Origin of the sequence: Streptomyces sp. NPDC048297, from assembly GCF_043201585.1 — a bacterium.
Classification (GTDB): Bacteria; Actinomycetota; Actinomycetes; order Streptomycetales; family Streptomycetaceae; genus Streptomyces.
In genome coordinates this window covers 175982-196894 of sequence record NZ_JBICZA010000012.1, presented here as the reverse complement: position 1 = coordinate 196894, position 20913 = coordinate 175982, and the positions used below count along the sequence as shown (strand labels likewise).

Annotated in this window: 19 protein-coding genes; 9 read left to right on the top strand and 10 right to left on the bottom strand. The window is 72.2% G+C overall.

The window, feature by feature from the left end; genetic code table 11:
* Positions 1–55 precede the first annotated feature (55 nt).
* Together ACGFYV_RS16115 and ACGFYV_RS16110 are read right to left on the bottom strand one after the other, a co-directional pair.
* Positions 56–727 (bottom strand): response regulator, encoded by a 672-nt coding sequence (locus ACGFYV_RS16115; protein ID WP_393878989.1) that lies wholly within the window; start codon positions 725–727, stop codon positions 56–58.
* A gap of 109 nt (positions 728–836) precedes the next feature.
* On the bottom strand, positions 837–2042 hold the full coding sequence (locus tag ACGFYV_RS16110; protein WP_393878988.1) for a sensor histidine kinase: 1206 nt from the start codon (positions 2040–2042) through the stop codon (positions 837–839).
* A 118-nt stretch (positions 2043–2160) separates the two neighbouring features.
* On the opposite strand from ACGFYV_RS16110, the gene ACGFYV_RS16105 reads away from it, so the two are divergent.
* Positions 2161–3186 (top strand): SAM-dependent methyltransferase, encoded by a 1026-nt coding sequence (locus ACGFYV_RS16105; protein WP_393878987.1) that lies wholly within the window; start codon positions 2161–2163, stop codon positions 3184–3186.
* A gap of 38 nt (positions 3187–3224) precedes the next feature.
* Here the strand turns inward: ACGFYV_RS16105 and ACGFYV_RS16100 are convergent, their stop codons facing one another.
* On the bottom strand, positions 3225–4373 hold the full coding sequence (locus tag ACGFYV_RS16100) for an NADH-quinone oxidoreductase subunit D (protein WP_393878986.1): 1149 nt from the start codon (positions 4371–4373) through the stop codon (positions 3225–3227).
* 31 nt (positions 4374–4404) lie between these two features.
* Here ACGFYV_RS16100 and ACGFYV_RS16095 point away from each other — a divergent pair, with 31 nt between their 5' ends.
* Complete coding sequence (locus ACGFYV_RS16095) at positions 4405–4908, top strand: PH domain-containing protein (RefSeq protein ID WP_393878985.1); 504 nt, start codon at positions 4405–4407, stop codon at positions 4906–4908.
* 143 nt (positions 4909–5051) lie between these two features.
* Positions 5052–6326, top strand: coding sequence for a PH domain-containing protein (locus ACGFYV_RS16090; protein WP_393879038.1), 1275 nt, complete (start codon positions 5052–5054; stop codon positions 6324–6326).
* A gap of 111 nt (positions 6327–6437) precedes the next feature.
* Here ACGFYV_RS16090 and ACGFYV_RS16085 read toward each other — a convergent pair whose 3' ends face one another.
* Both ACGFYV_RS16085 and ACGFYV_RS16080 read right to left on the bottom strand, forming a co-directional pair.
* Entirely contained in the window at positions 6438–7862 is a 1425-nt protein-coding gene (locus tag ACGFYV_RS16085) for a hypothetical protein (RefSeq protein ID WP_393878984.1), read from the bottom strand.
* A gap of 203 nt (positions 7863–8065) precedes the next feature.
* Positions 8066–9193, bottom strand: a complete 1128-nt coding sequence (locus tag ACGFYV_RS16080; protein ID WP_393878983.1) for an alpha/beta hydrolase — start codon at positions 9191–9193, stop codon at positions 8066–8068.
* Positions 9194–9422: 229 nt separating this feature from the next.
* Here ACGFYV_RS16080 and ACGFYV_RS16075 point away from each other — a divergent pair, with 229 nt between their 5' ends.
* The 6 genes from ACGFYV_RS16075 to ACGFYV_RS16050 all read left to right on the top strand — a co-directional run bounded on the left by ACGFYV_RS16075 (position 9423) and on the right by ACGFYV_RS16050 (position 14705).
* Entirely contained in the window at positions 9423–11240 is a 1818-nt protein-coding gene (locus ACGFYV_RS16075) for a phosphatidylglycerol lysyltransferase domain-containing protein (protein WP_393878982.1), read from the top strand.
* Positions 11241–11415: 175 nt separating this feature from the next.
* Positions 11416–12321: a dihydropteroate synthase gene (folP, locus tag ACGFYV_RS16070; RefSeq protein ID WP_393878981.1), complete on the top strand. Its 906-nt coding sequence runs from the start codon at positions 11416–11418 to the stop codon at positions 12319–12321.
* Complete coding sequence (locus ACGFYV_RS16065) at positions 12318–12872, top strand: nuclear transport factor 2 family protein (protein WP_393878980.1); 555 nt, start codon at positions 12318–12320, stop codon at positions 12870–12872. The genes folP and ACGFYV_RS16065 overlap by 4 nt, the downstream gene beginning before the upstream one ends.
* 315 nt (positions 12873–13187) lie before the next feature.
* On the top strand, positions 13188–13547 hold the full coding sequence (gene folB / locus ACGFYV_RS16060; protein ID WP_393878979.1) for a dihydroneopterin aldolase: 360 nt from the start codon (positions 13188–13190) through the stop codon (positions 13545–13547).
* On the top strand, positions 13544–14155 hold the full coding sequence (gene folK, locus ACGFYV_RS16055) for a 2-amino-4-hydroxy-6-hydroxymethyldihydropteridine diphosphokinase (protein WP_393878978.1): 612 nt from the start codon (positions 13544–13546) through the stop codon (positions 14153–14155). The genes folB and folK overlap by 4 nt, the downstream gene beginning before the upstream one ends.
* Before the next feature lie 58 nt (positions 14156–14213).
* Positions 14214–14705, top strand: coding sequence for a DUF3180 domain-containing protein (locus tag ACGFYV_RS16050; RefSeq protein ID WP_393878977.1), 492 nt, complete (start codon positions 14214–14216; stop codon positions 14703–14705).
* 22 nt (positions 14706–14727) lie between these two features.
* Here the strand turns inward: ACGFYV_RS16050 and folE are convergent, their stop codons facing one another.
* From folE to ACGFYV_RS16025, 5 genes are all read right to left on the bottom strand, one after another.
* Positions 14728–15333, bottom strand: coding sequence for a GTP cyclohydrolase I FolE (gene folE, locus ACGFYV_RS16045; RefSeq protein ID WP_393878976.1), 606 nt, complete (start codon positions 15331–15333; stop codon positions 14728–14730).
* A gap of 134 nt (positions 15334–15467) precedes the next feature.
* On the bottom strand, positions 15468–17507 hold the full coding sequence (ftsH, locus tag ACGFYV_RS16040) for an ATP-dependent zinc metalloprotease FtsH (RefSeq protein ID WP_393878975.1): 2040 nt from the start codon (positions 17505–17507) through the stop codon (positions 15468–15470).
* A gap of 251 nt (positions 17508–17758) precedes the next feature.
* Positions 17759–18319: a hypoxanthine phosphoribosyltransferase gene (gene hpt / locus ACGFYV_RS16035; protein ID WP_393878974.1), complete on the bottom strand. Its 561-nt coding sequence runs from the start codon at positions 18317–18319 to the stop codon at positions 17759–17761.
* Between the two features lie 77 nt (positions 18320–18396).
* Entirely contained in the window at positions 18397–19464 is a 1068-nt protein-coding gene (gene tilS, locus ACGFYV_RS16030; protein WP_393878973.1) for a tRNA lysidine(34) synthetase TilS, read from the bottom strand.
* A gap of 192 nt (positions 19465–19656) precedes the next feature.
* Positions 19657–20805: a zinc-dependent metalloprotease gene (locus ACGFYV_RS16025; RefSeq protein WP_393878972.1), complete on the bottom strand. Its 1149-nt coding sequence runs from the start codon at positions 20803–20805 to the stop codon at positions 19657–19659.
* Positions 20806–20913 lie beyond the last annotated feature (108 nt).

The following is a 20913-nucleotide window of genomic DNA, read 5'->3' as shown; positions in this document are numbered from 1 at the left end:
GGTCCGCTCAGCGGTCTGCTCAGTGGTCCACTCGGCGGTCTGCTCAGCGGTCCGCTCAGCCGTGGCCGCCGGCCCGGACCAGCCCCGTCTCGTACGCCAGCACCACCACCTGCACCCGGTCCCGCAGCCCGAGCTTGGTCAGGATGCGGCCCACATGGGTCTTCACGGTCGCCTCGGACAGCACCAGCCGGGCGGCGATCTCGCCGTTCGACAGGCCCTGTGCGACCAGCACCATGACCTCGCGCTCGCGGTCGGTCAGCCGCTCCAGCTCCTTGTGCCGGGGCTCCTTGCCGGCGGCGGGCAGCATCGGCGCGAACCGGTCCAGCAGGCGCCGGGTGGTGGAGGGCGCCACGACCGCGTCGCCGCTGTGCACCGCGCGGATCGCGGACAGCAGCTCGCCGGGCGGCACGTCCTTGAGCATGAAGCCGGAGGCGCCCGCCTTCAGCCCGGAGAAGGCGTACTCGTCCAGGTCGAACGTGGTCAGGATGAGCACCTTCGGCGGATTCGGCTCCGCGCAGATCCGCCGGGTGGCCTCGACGCCGTCCAGCTTCGGCATGCGGACGTCCATCAGGACGACGTCGACGTCGGTGGAGCGCACCGCCTGGAGGGCCTCCACGCCGTCGCCCGCCTCGGCGACGACCTCCATGTCCGGCTGGGCGGCGAGCACCATCCGGAACCCGGTGCGCAGCAGCACCTGGTCGTCGACGAGCATCACGCGGATCGCCATCGGGTCCTCTTCCGTTTCCGTGTTCCGTGTCTTCGGTCGCCGCCGGCGTGCGACCGGTGTGACAGGTATGACAGGTGTGACAGGTGTCAACAAAGGGCGTGCGTCGGTGTCAGTGCGCTGGTTTGAGCGGGAGCAGCGCACTGATGCGGAATCCTCCGCCGGGGCGCGGACCGGCGTCCAGGGTGCCGCCGACCATGCCGACCCGCTCGCGCATGCCGATCAGGCCGTGCCCCTGGCCGTCGGCGCCGCCCTCCTCGTACAGCTCGTGCGGTGCGCCCTGGCCGTCGTCCTCGACGAGCAGGCCGAGCCCGTCGTCGAAGTAGACCAGCCGCACGCTCGCGCCCGTGTTGGGCCCGCCGTGCTTGCGGGTGTTGGTGAGCGCCTCCTGGACGATCCGGTACGCGGTCAGCTCCACCCCGCTGGGCAGCGGGCGCGGGGTGCCCTCGACCTTGAAGTCGACGGGCAGACCGGAGCTGCGGCACTTCTCGACCAGCTCGTCGATCTGCTCGACGTCGGGCTGGGGGACGTACTCCCCGCTCTCCTGGTGCTCCCCGGTGCGCAGCACGCCCAGCAGACGGCGCATCTCGGCGAGGGCCTGACGGCCGGTGGAGGAGATCGTCTCCAGGGCCGTCTTCGCCTGGTCGGGGGCGGCGTCGAGGACGTAGGCGGCGCCGTCGGCCTGGACGACCATCACCGACACGTTGTGCGCGACCACGTCGTGCAGCTCGCGCGCGATCCGGGCGCGCTCGGCGGCCACCGCGACCTTGGCCTGCGCCTCGCGCTCCTTCTCCAGGCGGGCGGCGCGCTCCTCCAGCTGGGCGAAGTAGGCCCGGCGGGTGCGCACGGAGTCGCCGAGGACCCAGGCGAGCGCGAACGGGACGGTCTGGAACGCGGCTATCGCGACCTGTCCGAGGAAGCTGCTGTGCTGGGCGGGCCAGCGGATCTGCGCCAGCGTCGCCGCGCCCAGGCTGACGCCGAGGGCGAGCCGGGAGGCCCAGCGGGCACTCATCGTGGCGACCGTGTACGTGATCACCAGCATCGCGAAGTCGGCGAGCAGCGTCTCGACGTCCAGGACCAGCTGGAGGAGCCCGGTCGCGATGGCCAGCAGCAGCATCGCCTCCGGGAAGCGGCGCCGCAGCGCGACGACGACACACAGGACGGCGGACACGGCCATCCCCGCGGCGACGGTCCCGTGGTGGTCGTGTGCCCCGTTGACGTTCATCACGCTCACGCCGGAGAGCCCGAACAGGACGACAGCCCAGAAGCTGTCGACCCAGGTCGGGTGCCGGCGGAGGAAGTCATAGAGGCGCTGCACGTAACCCAGAGTAGGGAAACCGAATGCGTGCAGGGGTCAACCGGAGGACCGATCCGCGCCCCGCGCGTGTACTCCGCAAGGTGGAGGCAGTGGTCACCCGTGCGCCTAGTCTGTTGCGGTGACGGATGAGACGGCGACCGGGGCGACCGGGGGCGTACGCGGCTGGCGGGCGGCGACCGAGGCGGCGCTGTACGGCCCCGACGGGTTCTACCGGCGCCCCGAGGGCCCGGCCGGGCACTTCCGTACGTCCGTGCACGCCTCGCCGCTGTTCGCCGGCGCCGTGGCCCGGCTGCTGTGCCGGGTCGACGAGGCGCTGGGCCGGCCCGGGGCACTGGACTTCGTCGACCTGGGGGCCGGGCGGGGCGAGCTGGTCACCGGCGTCCTCGCCGCCCTGCCGGCCGACGTGGCCGCCCGCGCGCGCGGGTACGCCGTCGAGATCGCCGGCCGTCCGCCGGGACTGGACGAGCGGATCACCTGGCTGACGCAGCCCCCTCAGGCGGTGACCGGGCTGTTGTTCGCCAACGAGTGGCTGGACAACGTGCCCGTGGACGTCGCCGAGGTGGACCCGGCGGGCGTACCCCGGCTGGTGCTGGTCGCTGCGGACGGCTCCGAGCGGCTCGGGGACCCGGTGACGGGCGATGCCGCGGACTGGCTGGCGCGGTGGTGGCCGCTGCCGCCCGAGGAGGGGCTGCGGGCGGAGATCGGGCTGCCCAGGGACCTGGCGTGGGCGGGCGCCGTGGACCGGTTGGTCCGCGGGCTCGCGGTCGCCGTGGACTACGCGCACGCCGCCGGCGCGCGCCCTCCGTACGGCACCCTCACCGGCTTCCGGGAGGGACGCGGGACGGTCCCCGTGCCGGACGGGTCGTGCGACATCACGGCACACGTCGCGCTGGACGCCTGCGCGGCGGCCGGCACGGCGCGCACGCTCCCCGCCGCGCGGCTCCACAGCCAGCGCGACGCGCTGCGCGCCCTGGACGTCACCGGCGCACGCCCCCCGCTCGCGCTCGCCTCCACGGACCCCTCGGCCTACGTGCGCGCCCTGGCGAGCGCGGGCGAGGCCGCCGAGCTCACCGCGCCGGGCGGCCTCGGCGACTTCGGCTGGCTGCTCCAGCCGGTCGGAATTCCGGACCCGCTCCTGGGGTGACCACGTGTCCTACGGCGTGACTGTTTGCCCCGCGGTGACTACTTGTCGATGTCGCCGACCACGAAGAACATCGACCCCAGGATCGCCACCATGTCCGCCACCAGCGTCCCCGGGAGCAGCTCGGTCAGAACCTGGATGTTGTTGTACGAGGCGGAGCGCAGCTTCAGCCGGTACGGCGTCTTCTCGCCCTTGCTGACCAGGTAGTAGCCGTTGATCCCGAGCGGGTTCTCGGTCCACGCGTACGTGTGCCCCTCGGGCGCCTTCAGCACCTTGGGCAGCCTCTGGTTGATCGGGCCCGGCGGCAGCTCGGTGATCCGGTCCAGGCAGGCGTCGGCGAGGTCGAGGGCGTTGTGGGTCTGCGCCAGCAGGCACTCGAAGCGGGCGAGGCAGTCGCCCTCCTCACGGGTGACGACCTTCAGCGTGTCCCGCAGTTCGCCGTACGCCAGGTACGGCTCGTCGCGGCGCAGGTCGAAGTCGACGCCCGAGGCACGCGCGATGGGTCCGCTCACGCCGTAGGCGTGCGCGGCCTCCGGCGTCAGCGCCCCCACGCCCCGCGTGCGCCCCCGGAAGATCTCGTTGCCGAGCACCAGGTCGTCGAAGACGTCCATGCGGGAGCGGACGGCGGCGACGGCGGCACGCGCGCGTGCGGTCCATCCGGCCGGCAGGTCCTCCTTGAGGCCGCCGACGCGGTTGAACATGTAGTGCATGCGCCCGCCGGAGACCTCCTCCATGACGTTCTGGAGCACCTCGCGCTCCCGGAACGCGTAGAAGACCGGCGTGATCCCGCCCAGCTCCAGCGGGTAGGACCCGAGGAACATCAGGTGGTTCAGCACCCGGTTCAGCTCGGCCAGCAGCGTGCGCGTCCACACCGCGCGCTCGGGGACCTCCATGCCGAGCATCCGCTCGACGGCGAGGACCACGCCCAGCTCGTTGGAGAACGCCGACAGCCAGTCGTGGCGGTTGGCGAGCATGATGATCTGCCGGTAGTCGCGGGCCTCGAAGAGCTTCTCGGCGCCCCGGTGCATGTAGCCGATCACCGGCTCCGCGTGCCTGATGCGCTCGCCGTCCAGCACGAGCCGCAGCCGCAGCACCCCGTGCGTGGACGGGTGCTGGGGGCCGATGTTGAGCACCATGTCGGTGCTCTCGGCGGCACCGCCGATGCCGACCGTGGTCTCCGTCGCAGTCATGGCACCAGTTTCCCCTACGTACGCTGGCCCCATGGAGACGGGGAGCCCGGAAACCTCCGGGGGGACCAGGGACGAGCCGGAGTGGCGCGGGCTGCCGCCCGGTCTGCTGCGGATGCGCCGGCTGCTGCTGGCGCTGTGGACGGGGCTGATCGCCCTGCTGGTGGGGCTGCTGCCGGGCGTGCTCGCCGGACCCGGGTGGGCGGCCCTCGCGCTGGTGCCCCTGGCGGCCGGCGCCTGGTGCCGGCGGCTGCTCGGCCGCAACTGGCGCTCCTGGCGGTACGCCGAGCGCGCCGACGACCTGCTGATCAGCCGGGGCGTGCTGTGGCGGGAGGAGACCGTGGTGCCGTACGGGCGGATGCAGCTCGTGGAGGTCACGTCCGGGCCCGTCGAGCGGCACTTCGGGCTGGCCAGCGTGCAGCTGCACACCGCGGCCGCCGCGACCGACGCCGTCATCCCCGGCCTCGACCCGGCCGAGGCGGAACGGCTGCGCGACCGGCTCACCGAGCTGGGCGAGGCCCGATCGGCGGGCCTGTGACGACGCCGGAGACAGGGCCCGGCGCACCTGAGGGCGGGGAGGCGGTGGCCGGGAGCGGCGCGGCGGTCGCCGACGGCGGGGCGGCGGTCGCCGAGGGCGGGGCGGCGGTCGCCGAGGGCGGGGCGGCGGTCGCCGAGCGGCGGTTGCATCCCGTCACGCCGTTCCGGCGGGCGTGGGCGCCGGTCGCCGTGCTCGCCGGGTGGGGCGTGCACGACCCGAACGCCGCGCAGGAGCAGCTGACGCGGCTGACCGGCACCATGCTCCTGATCGGGGCCGCCGTGCTGGTCCCGGCGGCCGGCCTGTACGGCTTCCTGTCCTGGTGGTTCACGCGCTTCGCGGTCACCGACACCGAACTGCGCATACGTACCGGGCTGCTGTTCCGGCGCACCGCGCACATCCGGCTGGAACGCGTCCAGGCGGTCGACGTCACGCGTCCGCTCCTCGCGCGCGTGGCGGGCGTCGCCAAGCTGCGCATCGATGTCGTCGGGACCGACAAGAAGGACGAACTCGCCTTCCTGGGCGAGCGGGAGGCGCGCGACCTGCGCGCGGAGCTGCTCGCGCGCGCGGCGGGCTTCGCGCCCGGCACGGCGCGCGAGGTCGGCGAGGCGCCCGCGCAGGAGCTGTTGCGGGTGCCGCCGCGCGAGCTGGCGCTCTCCGTGGCCCTGACGGGCGCCACATGGGTCTCCCTGGCCGCGGCCCTCGTCGTACCGCCCGTGCTGTGGCTCCTCCTGCACAGCGTGTGGACCGTCCTCGCCACCGCTCTCCCGCTGTTCGGCGGCGCGGTGGGGCGCAGCGCGGGGCGGTTCGTCACCGAGTACGACTGGTCGGTGGGCGAGTCCCCGGACGGGCTGCGCATCGACCACGGGCTGCTCGACCGCACGCACGAGACCGTGCCGCCGGGGCGGGTGCAGACCGTACGGATCGTGGAACCGCTGCTGTGGCGGCGGCTCGGCTGGGTGCGGGTGGAGTTGAACGTGGCCGGGTCGGCCAACTCCGTGCTGGTACCGGTCGCTCCGCGCGCGGTGGCCGAGTCGGTCGTCGCACGCGTACTGCCCGGCGTGACCGTCCCCGCCCCCGCGTCCCTGTCCCGCCCGCCGCGGCGGGCGGGCCGGTGCGTGCCGGTGTGGTGGCGCGGGCACGGCCTCGCCGTCACCGAGTCGGTCTTCGCCGCACGGCACGGCCTGCTGAGCCGCCGCCTGTCCCTGGTTCCGCACGCGAAGGTGCAGAGCGTACGGCTCACCCAGGGCCCCTGGAAGCGCCTGTGGCGGCTCGCCGACGTCCACGTGGACACCGGCGCCGACAAGACCGTGACGGCCCGTCTGCGCGGCGCGGAGGAGGCCGCCCGCCTGCTGCGGGAGCAGGCGGCCCGCTCCCGCACCGGCCGCAGGACGGCCCGCCCGGACCGCTGGATGGCCTGACCGCCCCCGCCCGGGAACAGCTGAGCCCGGCTCACCCCCGCAGGGGAGCCGGGCTCTTGGGTCGATCGGGCCGGTCGAACCGGTCGGGTCGGTGCCGCCGGTGTCGCCGGGTCAGGACGCCGCGCTGCGCAGGCCCTGGAGGTCGATCTGCTCGGTCTCGTCGTGCGCGGTGAGGTCGATGACCTGCCCGACGCCGCGCGACCGCGTGTCGGCGGCCTTGAACTCGGCCTCGGTCTCGGCCTTGTGCAGGGCGAGCGCCTCCTGGCCGACGACGTCCGCGAGGTCCTCGTTCTGCACGGAGTCCAGCGCGGCGGACGACGTCTGCTTCTGGGTGCCGAAGAAGTCGAAGCCGCCCTCGACCATCGGGCGCCGAGCGGGCGCGGCCGGTACGACGGCCACCGCGGTCGGCACCGTGAAGTGCCCGGCGGGCTGCGACCCCTGGTGCTTGGCGGGAAGCTCCGACGCCTCCGAAACGACGGCCGCGCGCGCGTGCACGTCGCTGTCCCCGACCGGCCCCTGCCCCGGCCCCTGCGCCTCGTCCGAGGCAGCGGCGACCGCTTCCGTCACGCCCTCCGCGGCGCCTTCTCCTTTGGCAACGGCATCGGCGTCATCGGCCTCCGCCACGGACGACTCCGTCTCGGACACGGGGTCCGACACGGCCTCGGGCTCGGCCTCGGACACAGGCTCAGTCTCGGACTCGGCCGCCCCGGGCTCCTGAGCCCCCGACTCCGCCTCGACGGACTCCGCCTCGACAGCCTCGGGCTCCACGGACTCGGTCTCCACCGACTCGTGCTTCACAGCCCCGTCCACCGCAGCCCCCGCGGCCTCGCCATCAGCGGCCTCGTCCTCCGGGGACCCGTCCTTCACGGACGCCTCGCGGCCGAACCGCGCCAGCGCCTCCGCCGCCCGCCGGTACAGCAGCGCGCCCTCCGCCGAGAAGACGACACGACGCTCCGGCGTCTCCTCGGCGGCGGCCTGCGGGACCACGGCCTCGACCGAAGCCGCCGGCACCTGCGACTGCGGCTCCGGCTCTGGTTCTGCACGGCGCGCAGGCGGCAACGCGGGCACGGTCGACGACGGGGCCGCCTCGAGTTCCAGCAGCCGGCGTCCCTCCAGGGCGCTCGCGCGCTCGGTCTCCGCCGTGGCGTACCGGCGCAGCAGGGCCGCGTGCTCGTTGCGCAGGCCGGCCAGCTCCGCGCGCTTGGCGCGCAGCCGCTGCTCCAGCTTGATGCGCAGTTCGCGCGACTCCTCCAGGTCGGTCTCCAGTTCGGCGACCCGTTCCTCGAAGCGCCACTCGTCGCTGGCACGCGCGCGCGTGAGGTCGGCGACCTGCCTGCCGGCCTGCGCGTCCCAGCGGCGCATCACGATCGCGCCGCCGACCGCCGTCAGCGCGGCGGCCGCGGCCGCCGCACGCAGCACCATGGCCTCGGAGAACACCCAGGGGGCCAGCGCGCAGACGACGGAGACACCGGCGATCGCCGAGGGCGGCAGGAGCCGGTGCAAAGGCGGGGAATGGCGGTGGCGTCCACGTGGCATGGCCAGAAACTTACCGCGCGTAGGCGAATCGTGGGCGCCCACACCTTAAAAACACGGCCACACCGGGATTCTCGCGGCTCCCCGTCGCCCTTTGCCGACGGAAGGAGAGCCACCGCTCGACGGAAGGAGAGCCACCGCTGAGCGAAAGGACAGCCACCGCCGAGCGGAGGGAGCGCCACCCCCAGCGAAAGGAGCGCCACCTCTCAGCGGTCGGACAGCCGCCCGCTGAGCCACTGCAGGGTCGCCGGGATCTCCCGTCGCCAGGTGTTGAAGTTGTGTCCGCCGCTGTCCAGGATGATCGACGAGATACGGGTCAGGTTCGTGGCCCGCACACGCTCTATGAACCTGAGCGTGTCCTTGTAGTTGTGCTCGCCGACCTTGCTGCTGGTGACGAGCAACGAGGTGTCGGGCGCGGCCTCGTGCTGGAGGAGCCACCACAGGTCGGCACGGTTGCGCAGGGTGCTGTCGCGCTGGAAGAGGTCACCGGTCGTGGGGTCGATCGGCGCCTTGTAGTACGGCGAGAGACCCGCCCCGGCGGCGTAGACGGCCGGATGGTGCATCGCGAGCTTCAGCGCGCAGTAGCCGCCGGTGGAGTCGCCGACGATGCCCCAGCCGCCGGGCCGTCTGCCCACCCGGTAGTGGGCGAGGACGGCGTCGGGCAGATCCTTGGCGAAGAACGTCTCGCTCTGCGGCCCGCCCGGGACGTCCACGCACTCGGTGTCCCGGGGCGGTGCCACGGTCGGCCGCAGCATCACCAGGATCATCGGCTGCATCCGCCCGTTCTTGGCCAGGTCCTGCGCCGTACGCGGGTAGCGCAGCTTGTCCACCAGCGCCCGCGCCGTACCGGGGTATCCGGTCAGCACGACGGCGGCGGGGAAGGTCCGCGTGCGGTAGCGGGCCTGGAAGTACTCCGGCGGCAGATAGACGTACGCCGGTGTGGCGAGGTGGGTGCGGCGGCCCACGATGTCGACCTTCTGGATCTGCCCGGTCGTCCGCGGCCCGGAGCCGTTCACGCCCTCCACCAGGGAGGTGGACACCACTTGGAGCGGGCCGCCGGCGCCGTGGGTGCCCGTGTGGTCGACGACGACGCCCTGGTCGGTCTCCTCGCCCAGCAGGTCGGCCCAGCTGGCGTAGAAGCCGAAGGCCTGGTTGACGGCGATCCCCGTGGTCGCGAAGAGCGCCGACTGGGCGGCGAGAAGAAGGGCGACCCGTCCGCTGACGGCCCGCCAGGTCGGCCGGGCCAGCCGTGGCCACCACCACACCGTGGCGACGAACAGCACCACGGCGAACAGGACCGCCAGCACCAGCACTTTGTTGCTCGTGAGACCCATGGGCTCTTTCCCGCCTGCGCTTTCTGCCTGTCGCCCGCCCACACATTCGTCGCAAGGGCTTGCCCGAGGCTTTCCTTGGCCTTTGGCCCGACTTTCCGGAGGGGGATGAACCTCGTCCCCCGAGACACCGTCCTAGAGGGCGCAATGTCGCCGGATGCCCCGATCGGCACCGGGTCCAAGGTCTCTCGCAGAACTACGGGATGCGATGTCTGTCAGGATAGATGGGGAAATGTCGGGCGAGGTTCCGAGCCGATCAAGCCGGGCGCGGCGCGTACTGCGCGGCCCGCGCCCCGAGGCCGTTCCCACCCTCATCGCCAGGGCGTGCGCCGTCGTGGGCGTCCTGGACATCGCCGGGGGCGTCTTCCCGCGCTTCCGACACAGCCGTATGCACGCCCTCGTCGAGGTGCTGCCCGGTTCGTTCGGGCCCTTCGCCGCGGCCGTGTCGCTCGCCGACGGTGTGCTGTTGCTGCTGCTCGCGCACGGGCTCAGGCGGCGCAAGCGCCGGGCGTGGCGCGCCGCCGCCGTGCTGCTCCCGGCCGGCGCCGTCGCCCAGTTCGTGTACCGGCACTCGCTCGCCGGCGTGCTCATCTCGCTGGCGCTGCTGATGCTGCTGCTGCGCCATCGCGACGAGTTCGCGGCCCTGCCCGACCCGCGCAGCCGCTGGCGGGCCCTCGCCAACTTCGTCCTGATGAGCGCCGGTTCGATCGCCCTCGGGCTGGTCATCGTCAGCGCGCACCCGAACCGCATGGTCGGCGACCCGAGTCTGGCCGACCGGCTGACGCACGTCGTCTACGGCCTGGTCGGCTTCGAGGGCCCGCTGGACTACGACGGCTACACCTCCTGGACGGTCGCCTTCTCCCTCGGCGCCCTCGGCTGGCTGACCGCGGTCACCACCATCTACCTGGCCTTCCGCCCCGAACACCCGGCCGCCCGGCTCACCGAGGAGGACGAGGCGAAACTGCGCGTCCTGCTCGACAAGCACGGCCGGCGCGACTCCCTCGGCCACTTCGCGCTGCGCCGCGACAAGGCGGTCGTCTTCTCCCCCAGCGGCAAGGCCGCCGTCACCTACCGCGTCGTCTCCGGTGTGATGCTCGCCAGCGGCGACCCGATCGGTGACGTCGAGGCCTGGCCGGGCGCCATCGAGCGCTTCATGGACGAGGCCAAGGCCCACTCCTGGACGCCCGCGGTCATGGGCTGCTCGGAGACGGGCGGCGAGGTCTGGGCCCGCGAGACCGGCCTCGACGCCCTGGAACTGGGCGACGAGGCGGTGGTCGACGTGGCGGATTTCTCGCTCGCCGGACGCGCGATGCGCAACGTGCGCCAGATGGTCAAGCGCATCGAGCGAGCCGGCTACGAAACCCGGGTACGGCGTGTCCGTGACGTCGGCGAAGCGGAACTGGAGCGCATACGCCTGGCCGCGGAGGACTGGCGCGGCACCGACACCGAGCGCGGCTTCTCCATGGCACTCGGCCGCGTCGGCGACCCCGCCGACGGCGACTGCCTGATCGCCACCGCCCACAAGCAGGACGACGAGGTAGGCGAGTACGGCGACCTGAAGGCGATCCTGCACTTCGTGCCCTGGGGCACCGACGGCGTCTCCCTCGACCTCATGCGCCGCGACCGCGGCGCCGACCCCGGCATGAACGAGCTGCTGATCGTCGCCGCCCTCCAGGCCGCCCCGAAGCTCGGCATCACCCGGATCTCGCTCAACTTCGCGATGTTCCGCTCCGCCCTCGCGCGCGGGGAGAAGATCGGCGCGGGCCCGGTGCTGCGGGCCTGGCGCGGGCTGCTGGTGTTCCTGTCCCGCTGGTTCCAGATCGAGTCGCTGTACAAGTTCAACGCCAAGTTCCAGCCCCGCTGGGAACCGCGCTTCGTCGTCTACCGCGCCTCCGCCGACCTGCCCCGCATCGGCTTCGCCGCCATGCAGGCCGAAGGCTTCGTCAACCTCGCCCTCCCGCTGCCGCGCGCCCTGCGCCGGCGCAGGGCGGCCTCCGCCGGGCGCCCCTGCGCGCACGCCGTCCCGGAGCACGACGTCCGCGCGGCCTGACCCCGCCCCACCCCCAACTCCCCCCGCCCAACCAGAGACCGCACCCCGGCCCCACCCAGACCGCCCTCTCCGGGGCTCGTCCCGGCGGCCCGGACGGAAGCCGGCCCTTCCCCCACAGGGCCCTCCGTCCGGGCCGTGGCACGTTCACGGCACCCCCGGGGCCTACGCTGAACGTATGAACAACCTCAGCGGGCGCCGCCGAGTGGCGGGCCTTCCGGAATGGGACCGGTGCGCGGTCATGGGCGTCGTCAACGTGACCCCCGACTCCTTCTCCGACGGCGGCCGCTGGTTCGACACCACGGTCGCCGTCAAACACGGCCTCGACCTGGTCGCCGAGGGCGCGGACCTGGTCGACGTCGGCGGCGAGTCCACCCGCCCCGGCGCCACCCGCGTCGACGAGGCCGAGGAACTGCGGCGCGTCATCCCCGTCGTGCGCGGCCTCGCCTCCGAGGGCGTGGTCGTCTCCGTCGACACCATGCGCGCCTCCGTCGCCGAGCAGTCCCTCGCGGCGGGCGCCGCCCTCGTCAACGACGTCAGCGGCGGCCTCGCCGACCCCGCCATGATCCCCGTGGTCGCCGCCGCGGGCGCCCCCTTCGTCGTCATGCACTGGCGCGGCCTCCTCCAGGACGGCAACGTCAAGGGCACCTACGAGGACGTCGTCACCGAGGTCGTGGACGAACTGCACGCGCGCGTGGACGCCGTCCTGGCGGGCGGCATCGCCCCCGACCGGATCGTCGTCGACCCCGGCCTCGGCTTCTCCAAGGAGGCCGAGCACGACCTCGTCCTGCTCGCCCACCTCGACCGGCTGCGCGTGCTCGGCCACCCCCTGCTCGTCGCCGCCTCCCGCAAGCGGTTCCTCGGCCGCGTCCTCGCCGGCCCGCAGGGCGCGCCCCCGCCCGCCCGCGAGCGCGACGCCGCCACCGCCGCCGTCTCCGCGCTCGCCGCGCACGCGGGCGCGTGGGCGGTGCGTGTGCACGAGGTGCGCGCCACGGCCGACGCGGTACGCGTCGCACGGGCCGTCGAAGAGGCGCGCACGGCGGACTCCCCCGCGCAGGCATCCGGCGCGGAAGGAGCCCGGTGAGCGCCCCCCACACCGATGTCGAGCAGGTGGAGGCCGCCAACACCGCCTTCTACGAGGCGATGGAACGCGGCGACTTCGAGGAACTGTCCTCCCTCTGGCTCACCCCCGCCGACCTGGGCGTCGACGAGGAGTACCACGACCCGGCGGACACCGGTGTCGTCTCCTGCGTCCACCCCGGCTGGCCGGTGCTCACCGGCCGCGGCGAGGTCCTGCGGTCGTACGCCCTGATCATGGCGAACACCGACTACATCCAGTTCTTCCTCACCGACCTGCATGTCTCCGTCACCGGCGACACGGCCCTGGTGACCTGCACCGAGAACATCCTCAGCGGCGGTCCCGCACCCGCGGACGGCGCGGAGCTCGGCCCCCTGGTCGGGCAGATCGTCGTCGCCACGAACGTGTTCCGGCGCACCCCCGACGGCTGGAAGATGTGGTCCCACCACGCCTCCCCCGTCCTCGCCGAGACCGCCGACACCGACGAGGACGGGGCGAACGGCGAGAACGGCGAACCCGGCGTGAACGGCGTCGACCCCGACGACGGCCCCTTCTGACGGGCCACTGACGGGGCCCCCTTACGGCCCCCTGGCAGCCCCCTTACGGCCCGCTCACGGCCCCTTCGGCCGCCCGCGGGGGCGAGAAGCGAGGGAAGTGGTTGGAATCACGAACCGGGGGTAGGAGCGGCTTCCGGCCATGGCACGGCCGGGTTCCCCCGGGGAAACAGACGGTGAACCCTCGACGTCCCGGCCCCTGTCCACACCTCGGTGACCCCTCCGTGTCAGTGCCCGCAGGTAGATTCGTCTGTGGCCGGTGTGCCGCCCGCACACGGCACCGACCGGCCGTTCCCGACGATTGCAGGAGTGATTCGCGTGGATCGTGTCGCGCTGCGCGGCCTGAAGGCCCGTGGGCACCACGGTGTGTTCCCCAGGGAGCGCGAGGAGGGCCAGACCTTCATCGTCGACCTGGTCCTCGGCCTGGACACCCGGCCGGCCGCGGCCGACGACGACCTGGCGAGGACCGTGCACTACGGCGTCGTGGCCGAGGAGGTCGTGGCCGTGGTCGAGGGCGAGCCCGTGAACCTGATCGAGACGCTCGCCGAGCGGATCGCCCAGACCTGCCTCAAGCACGAAGGTGTCCAGGAGGTCGAGGTGTGCGTGCACAAGCCGGACGCGCCGATCACCGTCGCCTTCGACGACGTGACCGTCACCATCACCCGGAGCCGAGTATGACCCGACCTTTCGCCCAGGGTCAGAGCGACCCGACCGTCCAGCCGGTGCCGGCCTCCGTCGTCCAGAAGGTCGACGACGCCGACACGACCCTGCAGAACCCCCAGTGGGCCGTCCTCTCCCTCGGCTCCAACCTGGGCAACCGCCTGGAGACCATCCAGGGCGCCGTCGACGCCTTCGAGGACACCCCGGGCGTGCGCATCAAGGCCGTCTCCCCGGTGTACGAGACCGAGCCGTGGGGCGTCGCGCCCGGCAGCCAGCCCTCGTACTTCAACGCGGTCGTGCTCCTGAAGACCACCCTGCCGCCGTCCTCCCTGCTGGAGCGGGCGCACGCCGTCGAGGAGGCCTTCAACCGGGTCCGCGAGGAGCGCTGGGCCCCGCGCACGCTGGACGTCGACATCGTGGCCTACGCGAACGTCACCTCCGACGACCCGCAGCTCACCCTCCCCCACCCGCGCGCCCACGAACGCGCCTTCGTCCTCGCCCCCTGGCACGACGTGGACCCGCAGGCCACGCTGCCCGGCCGCGGCGCGGTGGCCGAACTGCTGTCGGCCGTCACGCGCGGCGGCATCGCGCCCCGCGCGGACCTGGAACTCCGACTGCCCGAGTAGTCGTTAAGGTCGACACGACCACATTCCGGGACCGGTCCGGGGGAGCTGAAGGGACACCGTGAAACAGCTGCGCATCAGGGTGCTGATCGGCGTGTTCGTCGTCGCCGGAGTTCTGTCCTGGGCGGGAGCCCGCCTCTGGAACTCGATCGGGACCCTTCCCAGCGTCCCCCTGGCCGCCCCTGTCGTCCTGGCCCTGATCGCGGTGGTCCTGCTGTCCACGGCGCTCTCGCTGCGCGCCCGCCTCAAGGCCCAGCGCGAGCGCCGGCCCGACGCGAAGGGCGTCGACCCGCTGATGGCCGCCCGCGCGGTCGTCTTCGCCCAGGCCAGCGCCCTGGTCGCCGCCCTCGTCTCCGGCATGTACGGCGGCACGGGCGTCTTCCTGCTGGAACTCCTCGACATCCCGGCCCGCCGCGACCAGGCCCTCTACGCCGGCTTCTCCGTCCTCGCGGGCATCGCCGTCATAGCGTCCGCCCTCTTCCTGGAACGCGTCTGCAAGCTCCCGGAGGACGAGGACCAGAACCGCGACCGGGGCGCGGAGCCGGCGGCCTGACCGCCGGCCCGGTCCGGGTGGATCAGCGCGCCATGATGAGGCTCATCGCCTCGTTGCGCGTCGCCGCGTCCCGCAGCTGACCGCGCACCGCCGAGGTGATCGTCTTCGCCCCCGGCTTGCGGATGCCCCGCATCGACATGCACATGTGCTCGCACTCGACGACCACGATCACGCCCCGGGGCTCGAGTATCTCCATCAGGGAGTCCGCGATCTGCGTGGTGAGACGTTCCTGCACCTGCGGGCGGCGGGCGTAGACGTCCACCAGCCGGGCCAGCTTGGACAGCCCGGTGATCTTCCCCGTCTCGGACGGGATGTAGCCGACGTGAGCGACGCCCCGGAACGGCACCAGATGATGTTCACAGGTGCTGTAGACCTCGATGTCCTTCACGAGGACCATCTCGTCGTGCCCCAGGTCGAAGGTCGTCGTCAGGACGTCCTCGGCCTTCTGCCACAGGCCCGCGAAGATCTCCTGGTACGCCCGCGCCACCCGGGCCGGCGTCTCCCTGAGGCCCTCACGGTCCGGGTCCTCGCCGATCGCGATCAGCAGTTCCCGCACAGCGTTCTCGGCGCGCTTCTCGTCGAACTCGCCGATGGGGCCCTCTCCGTCCAGGGTCACGGGGTCGGTCATCTGGTTCCTCGTTCCTGTGCCTGTCACGCGCGGCGGCCACGCGTGCTCTTCGCGGACATGCCGAAATGCCGCGCCCCCCAGGCTAGAACCTGGGGGGCGCGGCATTCATTCCGGGCCGCTGTGGCCGAAAACCGTCAGCTTTCGGTGCGGTCCTCCGGGGTCTGCTCCGTCAGGGGGGCGGACTCCGAAGCCGTGGACTTGGCCGTGCTGATCGCCGCCGTCGCGCCGTTCGCACCGTTCGTCAGGGCCAGCTCCTTGGGGGAGAGCACCGGCGGACGGGTGGACGGGGTGCGGCGGGAGGAGCCGGTCCAGGCGGGGCGCGGCGGGCGCTTGACGATCGAGGCGAAGACCTCGGCGATCTCCTCCTTGCCCAGGGTCTCCTTCTCCAGGAGGGCCAGGACGAGGTTGTCGAGCACGTCGCGGTTCTCGACCAGGATCTCCCACGCCTCGTTGTGCGCGGTCTCGATGAGCTTCTTGACCTCTTCGTCGACCAGCGCGGCGACCTCTTCCGAGTAGTCGCGCTGGTGCGCCATCTCACGGCCGAGGAAGGGCTCGCTGTTGTCGCCGCCGAACTTGATGGCGCCGAGCCGCTCGGTCATGCCGTACTGGGTGACCATCGCGCGGGCCAGGTTGGTGGCCTTCTCGATGTCGTTGGCGGCACCGGTGGTCGGGTCGTGGAAGACCAGTTCCTCGGCCGCCCGGCCGCCCAGCATGTAGGCGAGCTGGTCGAGCATCTCATTGCGCGTGGTCGAGTACTTGTCCTCGTCCGGGAGCACCATCGTGTAACCGAGGGCCCGGCCGCGGGACAGGATCGTGATCTTGTGGACCGGGTCGGAGTTCGGCGAGGCCGCCGCGACCAGGGCGTGACCGCCCTCGTGGTACGCGGTGATCTTCTTCTCCTTGTCCGACATGATCCGGGTCCGCTTCTGCGGGCCCGCGACCACACGGTCGATCGCCTCGTCCAGCGCCTTGTTGTCGATCAGCTTCTGGTCGCTGCGCGCGGTGAGCAGCGCGGCCTCGTTGAGCACGTTGGCGAGGTCGGCGCCGGTCATGCCGGGGGTACGGCGGGCGACGGCGGCCAGGTCGACGTCGGGCGCGACCGGCTTGCCCTTCTGGTGGACCTTGAGGATCTCCAGACGGCCCTGCAGGTCCGGCGGGTCGACCGCGATCTGCCGGTCGAAGCGGCCGGGGCGCAGCAGCGCCGGGTCGAGGATGTCGGGCCGGTTGGTGGCGGCGATCAGGATGACGCCGCCCTTCACGTCGAAGCCGTCCATCTCGACGAGCAGCTGGTTCAGGGTCTGCTCGCGCTCGTCGTGACCGCCGCCGAGGCCGGCGCCGCGGTGGCGGCCGACCGCGTCGATCTCGTCGACGAAGACGATCGCCGGGGCGTTCGCCTTGGCCTGCTCGAACAGGTCACGGACCCGGGAGGCACCGACACCGACGAACATCTCGACGAAGTCGGAACCGGAGATCGAGTAGAAGGGCACCCCGGCCTCGCCGGCGACGGCGCGCGCGAGGAGGGTCTTGCCCGTACCGGGGCGGCCGTACAGCAGCACGCCCTTGGGGATCTTGGCGCCGACGGCCTGGAACTTGGCCGGTTCCTGCAGGAACTCCTTGATCTCGTGGAGTTCCTCGACGGCCTCGTCGCAGCCGGCGACGTCGGAGAAGGTCGTCTTCGGGGTGTCCTTGGTGATGAGCTTCGCCTTGGACTTGCCGAAGTTCATGACCCGGGAGCCGCCGCCCTGCATCTGATTCATCAGGAACAGGAAGACGACCACGATCAGAACGAAGGGGAGCAGCGAGAGCAGGACGCCGAGGAACGGGTTCTGCTTGGACGGCGACACCGTGTAGCCGTCCGGGATCTGCTTGTTCTGGAACTTGGTCTGCAGCGTATTGGCCAGGCTCACGCCCTGGTCGCCGATGTAGCTCGCCTGGATCTTCGAGCTGCCCTCGACCTTCTGGCCGTCCTTGAGGGTGACCTTGATGCTCTGCTCGTCACCGGTGGTGAGTTTGGCCGACTCGACCTTGTTGGCGTTGATCGCCGCCACGACCTGGCCTGTGTCCACCGTCTTGTAGCCGCCGGACGAGCCGACGACCTGCATCAACACGACCACGGCAAGGACGGCCAGCACGATCCACATGACCGGCCCACGGAAGTATCGCTTCACGTCCATCCATACGGAGCGGTGTCGCCCCGTCCCTCCTGCCATAGTGAGTTTGATAAGACAGTTCTTCTGACGGTACCCCAGCATTGTTGCCCGAAGCCGCACGGAGCGGCTTCGACGGCCGGCGATCCCGTCTCTGCCAGCTCCAACGCCGTGAAACCCGCTGGGGTTCCCGATCGTCTTACATAAGCTGCTCAGCCGTCCGAGAGAAGCTGCTCAGCCGTCTCGCGGAAGCTGTTCAGCCGTCTCGAAGAGGCTGCTCAGCCGCCGTAGACGTGAGGCGCGAGCGTACCCACGAACGGGAGGTTGCGGTACTTCTCGGCGTAGTCGAGGCCGTAGCCCACGACGAACTCGTTGGGGATGTCGAAGCCGACCCACTCCACGTCGATGGCGACCTTGGCCGCGTCCGGCTTGCGCAGCAGCGTGCACACCTTCAGCGAGGCGGGCTCGCGGGAGCCGAGGTTGTTGATCAGCCAGGACAGGGTCAGGCCGGAGTCGATGATGTCCTCGACGATCAGGACGTGCTTGCCCTTGATGTCGGTGTCCAGGTCCTTGAGGATCCGCACGACGCCGGAGGACTGGGTGCCCGCGCCGTACGAGGACACGGCCATCCAGTCCATGACGACGGGGGTGGACAGCGCTCGGGCCAGGTCCGCCATGACCATGACGGCGCCCTTGAGGACGCCGACGATCAGCAGGTCCTTGCCCGCGTACTCGGCATCGATCTTCGAGGCCAGCTCCACGAGCTTGGCGTCGATCTCTTCCTTGGTGATGAGCACCTGCTGGAGGTCGGCACCCATGTCTTTCGCGTCCACCCGCATCACTTTCGGTCGTCCCGCACTTACGGCCTGCGGCCGGCCTCCCGGCGCTGCCGGAGGGTCGCTCCGGGCGTCGGGTTTCAGCCTTGCCGAATCACCAGTCTGCCACCCTGGCGCTGGGCGACGACTTTGCCCGGGAGATTGATGGCCCCCTGGCCGCGCCAGCCGGTGATCAGCCGGTCGACCTCCTCGATGTGGCGGGCGAAGAGGGAACCGGCCGGGGCGCCGGCCTCGATGGCGGCGCGGCGCAGGATGCGGCGGCGCACGGCGGGCGGCAGGGCGTAGAGCTTGGCGCACTCCAGCAGTCCTGTGGCGTCGCGCACGGAGGCCTCGGCCTGGCTGGCCCACGCGTCGAGGGCGTCGGCGTCGTCGCGGGAGAGCTGGGCCGTGCGGGCGAGGGCCTCCACGACGCCCTTGCCGAGGGCCTTCTCCAGGGCGGGCAGGCCTTCGTGACGCAGCCGGGAGCGGGTGTAGGCGGGGTCGGCGTTGTGCGGGTCGTCCCAGACGGGCAGCGACTGGACCATGCAGGCCTTGCGGGCGGTCTGCCGGTCCAGGCGCAGGAACGGGCGCCGGTAACGGCCGTCGGCCCCCGAGACCGCGGCCATTCCGGACAGGGAGCGGATGCCGGAGCCGCGGGCGAGGCCGAGCAGGACGGTTTCGGCCTGGTCGTCGCGGGTGTGTCCGAGCAGGATCGCGGCGGCGCCGTGGCGCACGGCGGCGGCGTCGAGGGCGGCGTAGCGGGCGTCGCGGGCGGCGGCCTCGGGCCCTCCCTCGCGGCCGACGGTCACGGCGATGGACTCGGCGGGGGTGAGGCCGAGTTCGCGCAGCCTGAGGACGACCTCGTCGGCGCGCAGGCCCGAGCCGGGCTGGAGGCCGTGGTCGACGGTGATGCCGCCGGCGCGGACGCCGAGCCGGGGGGCCTCGAAGGCGAGGGCGGAGGCGAGCGCCATGGAGTCGGCGCCGCCGGAGCACGCGACGAGCACGAGCGGGGCCGGCGGGCGCTCGGTCCGGCCGTGTGCGCGGGCGTTGCCCACGGGCGCCGCGGCGGCGGCCATCGCTTCGGCACCGCGGCTGTGTTCGCTGATGATGTCGTGGAGGACGTGGCGGACCGCCAGGCGTATCGCCGCGACCGCAGGATGGGGACCCATGTCCGGTTCCCTTCATGAAGTTTTCGGGGGGTGAGCCCGAGGTCGGTCACTCAGAGTGTGACGATGGTGACAGAAGCGGGCCGTTCCCCGAGCATTGCACGCCTACCCTTGGCTCACGGTCCCTCGGACGGGTGATTGAAGGGGCGTTCGCCTGCCGTCGGCCGGATCCGGTTCACGACTTCGCCGCGGTGTTCACGAATCGGTCCTGCGGTGCACCCGCGCGACCCAGTCCGCCGGTTTGGCGATCTCCGCCTTGGTGGGCAGGGTGTTGGGGGAGGTCCACACACGGTTGAAGCCGTCCATGCCGACCTGCTCGACGACGGCGCGCACGAAGCGTTCGCCGTCCCGGTACTGCTTCAGTTTGGCGTCCAGACCCAGCAGCTTGCGCAGGGCGAGGTCGAGCCGGGAAGCGCCCTTGGCGCGGCGCTGCTGGAACTTCTCGCGGATCTCGGCGACGGTCGGTACGACCTCCGGGCCCACCCCGTCCATGACGTAGTCGGCGTGCCCCTCCAGCAGGGACATGACGGCGGTGAGGCGGCCGAGGATCTCGCGCTGGGCCGGGCTCTGCACGAGTTCGACGAACGAGCGTCCCCCGTCGTCCTCCTCGCCCTCGGGGCGGCCCCCGGCGAGGGACTGGGCGGCTTCCCTGATGCGCTCCAGGAAGGTCATCGGGTCCACGTCGGTCTCCGCCAAGAACGACTGGATTTCGCCCTCAAGGTGGTCACGCAGCCAGGGGACGGCGGTGAACTGGGTGCGGTGCGTCTCCTCGTGCAGGCACACCCACATCCGGAAGTCGTGCGGCTGGACGTCGAGTTCGCGCTCCACGTGGACGATGTTGGGCGCGACGAGCAGCAGCCGGCCGCCGCCTGACGGCGCGTCGGGCGCGCCGCCGGCCGGCAGGTCGCGGGTGGCGGGGGCGAAGGTCTCGTACTGGCCGAGAACGCGGGAGGACAGGAACGACAGCAGCATGCCGAGTTCGACGCCGGTCACCTTGCCGCCGACGGCGCCGAGGACGGTGCTGCCCGGACTGCCGGCCCGGCGTTCCTGCATCTTCTCCAGGAGGGGCTTGAGGATCTCGCGGAAGCCCGCGACGTTCGCGCGGACCCAGCCGGGGCGGTCGACGACCAGGACAGGGGTGTCGTGGGTCTGTTCGGTGGCCATACGAGTGAAGCCCCGGACGTGTTCCTCCGAGGCTTTCGCGTGCCGGCGCAGCTCCGTGACGACGGCCCTCGCCTCGTCGCGGCTGACTTCGGGGCCCGGTCGCACGAGCCGAGTCGCGGTCGCCACCGCGAGGTTCCAGTCGACCATCCCGGGAGATGCGGTGCCACCGAAGCTCGTCATGCGTCAACGGTACGTGAGCTGGGCCCTGCGGGGCAGGCTGTGGGGATCGGCGGTCAGCGGTCAGCGGTCAGCGGTCAGCGGTCAGCGGTCAGCGGTCAGCGGTCAGCG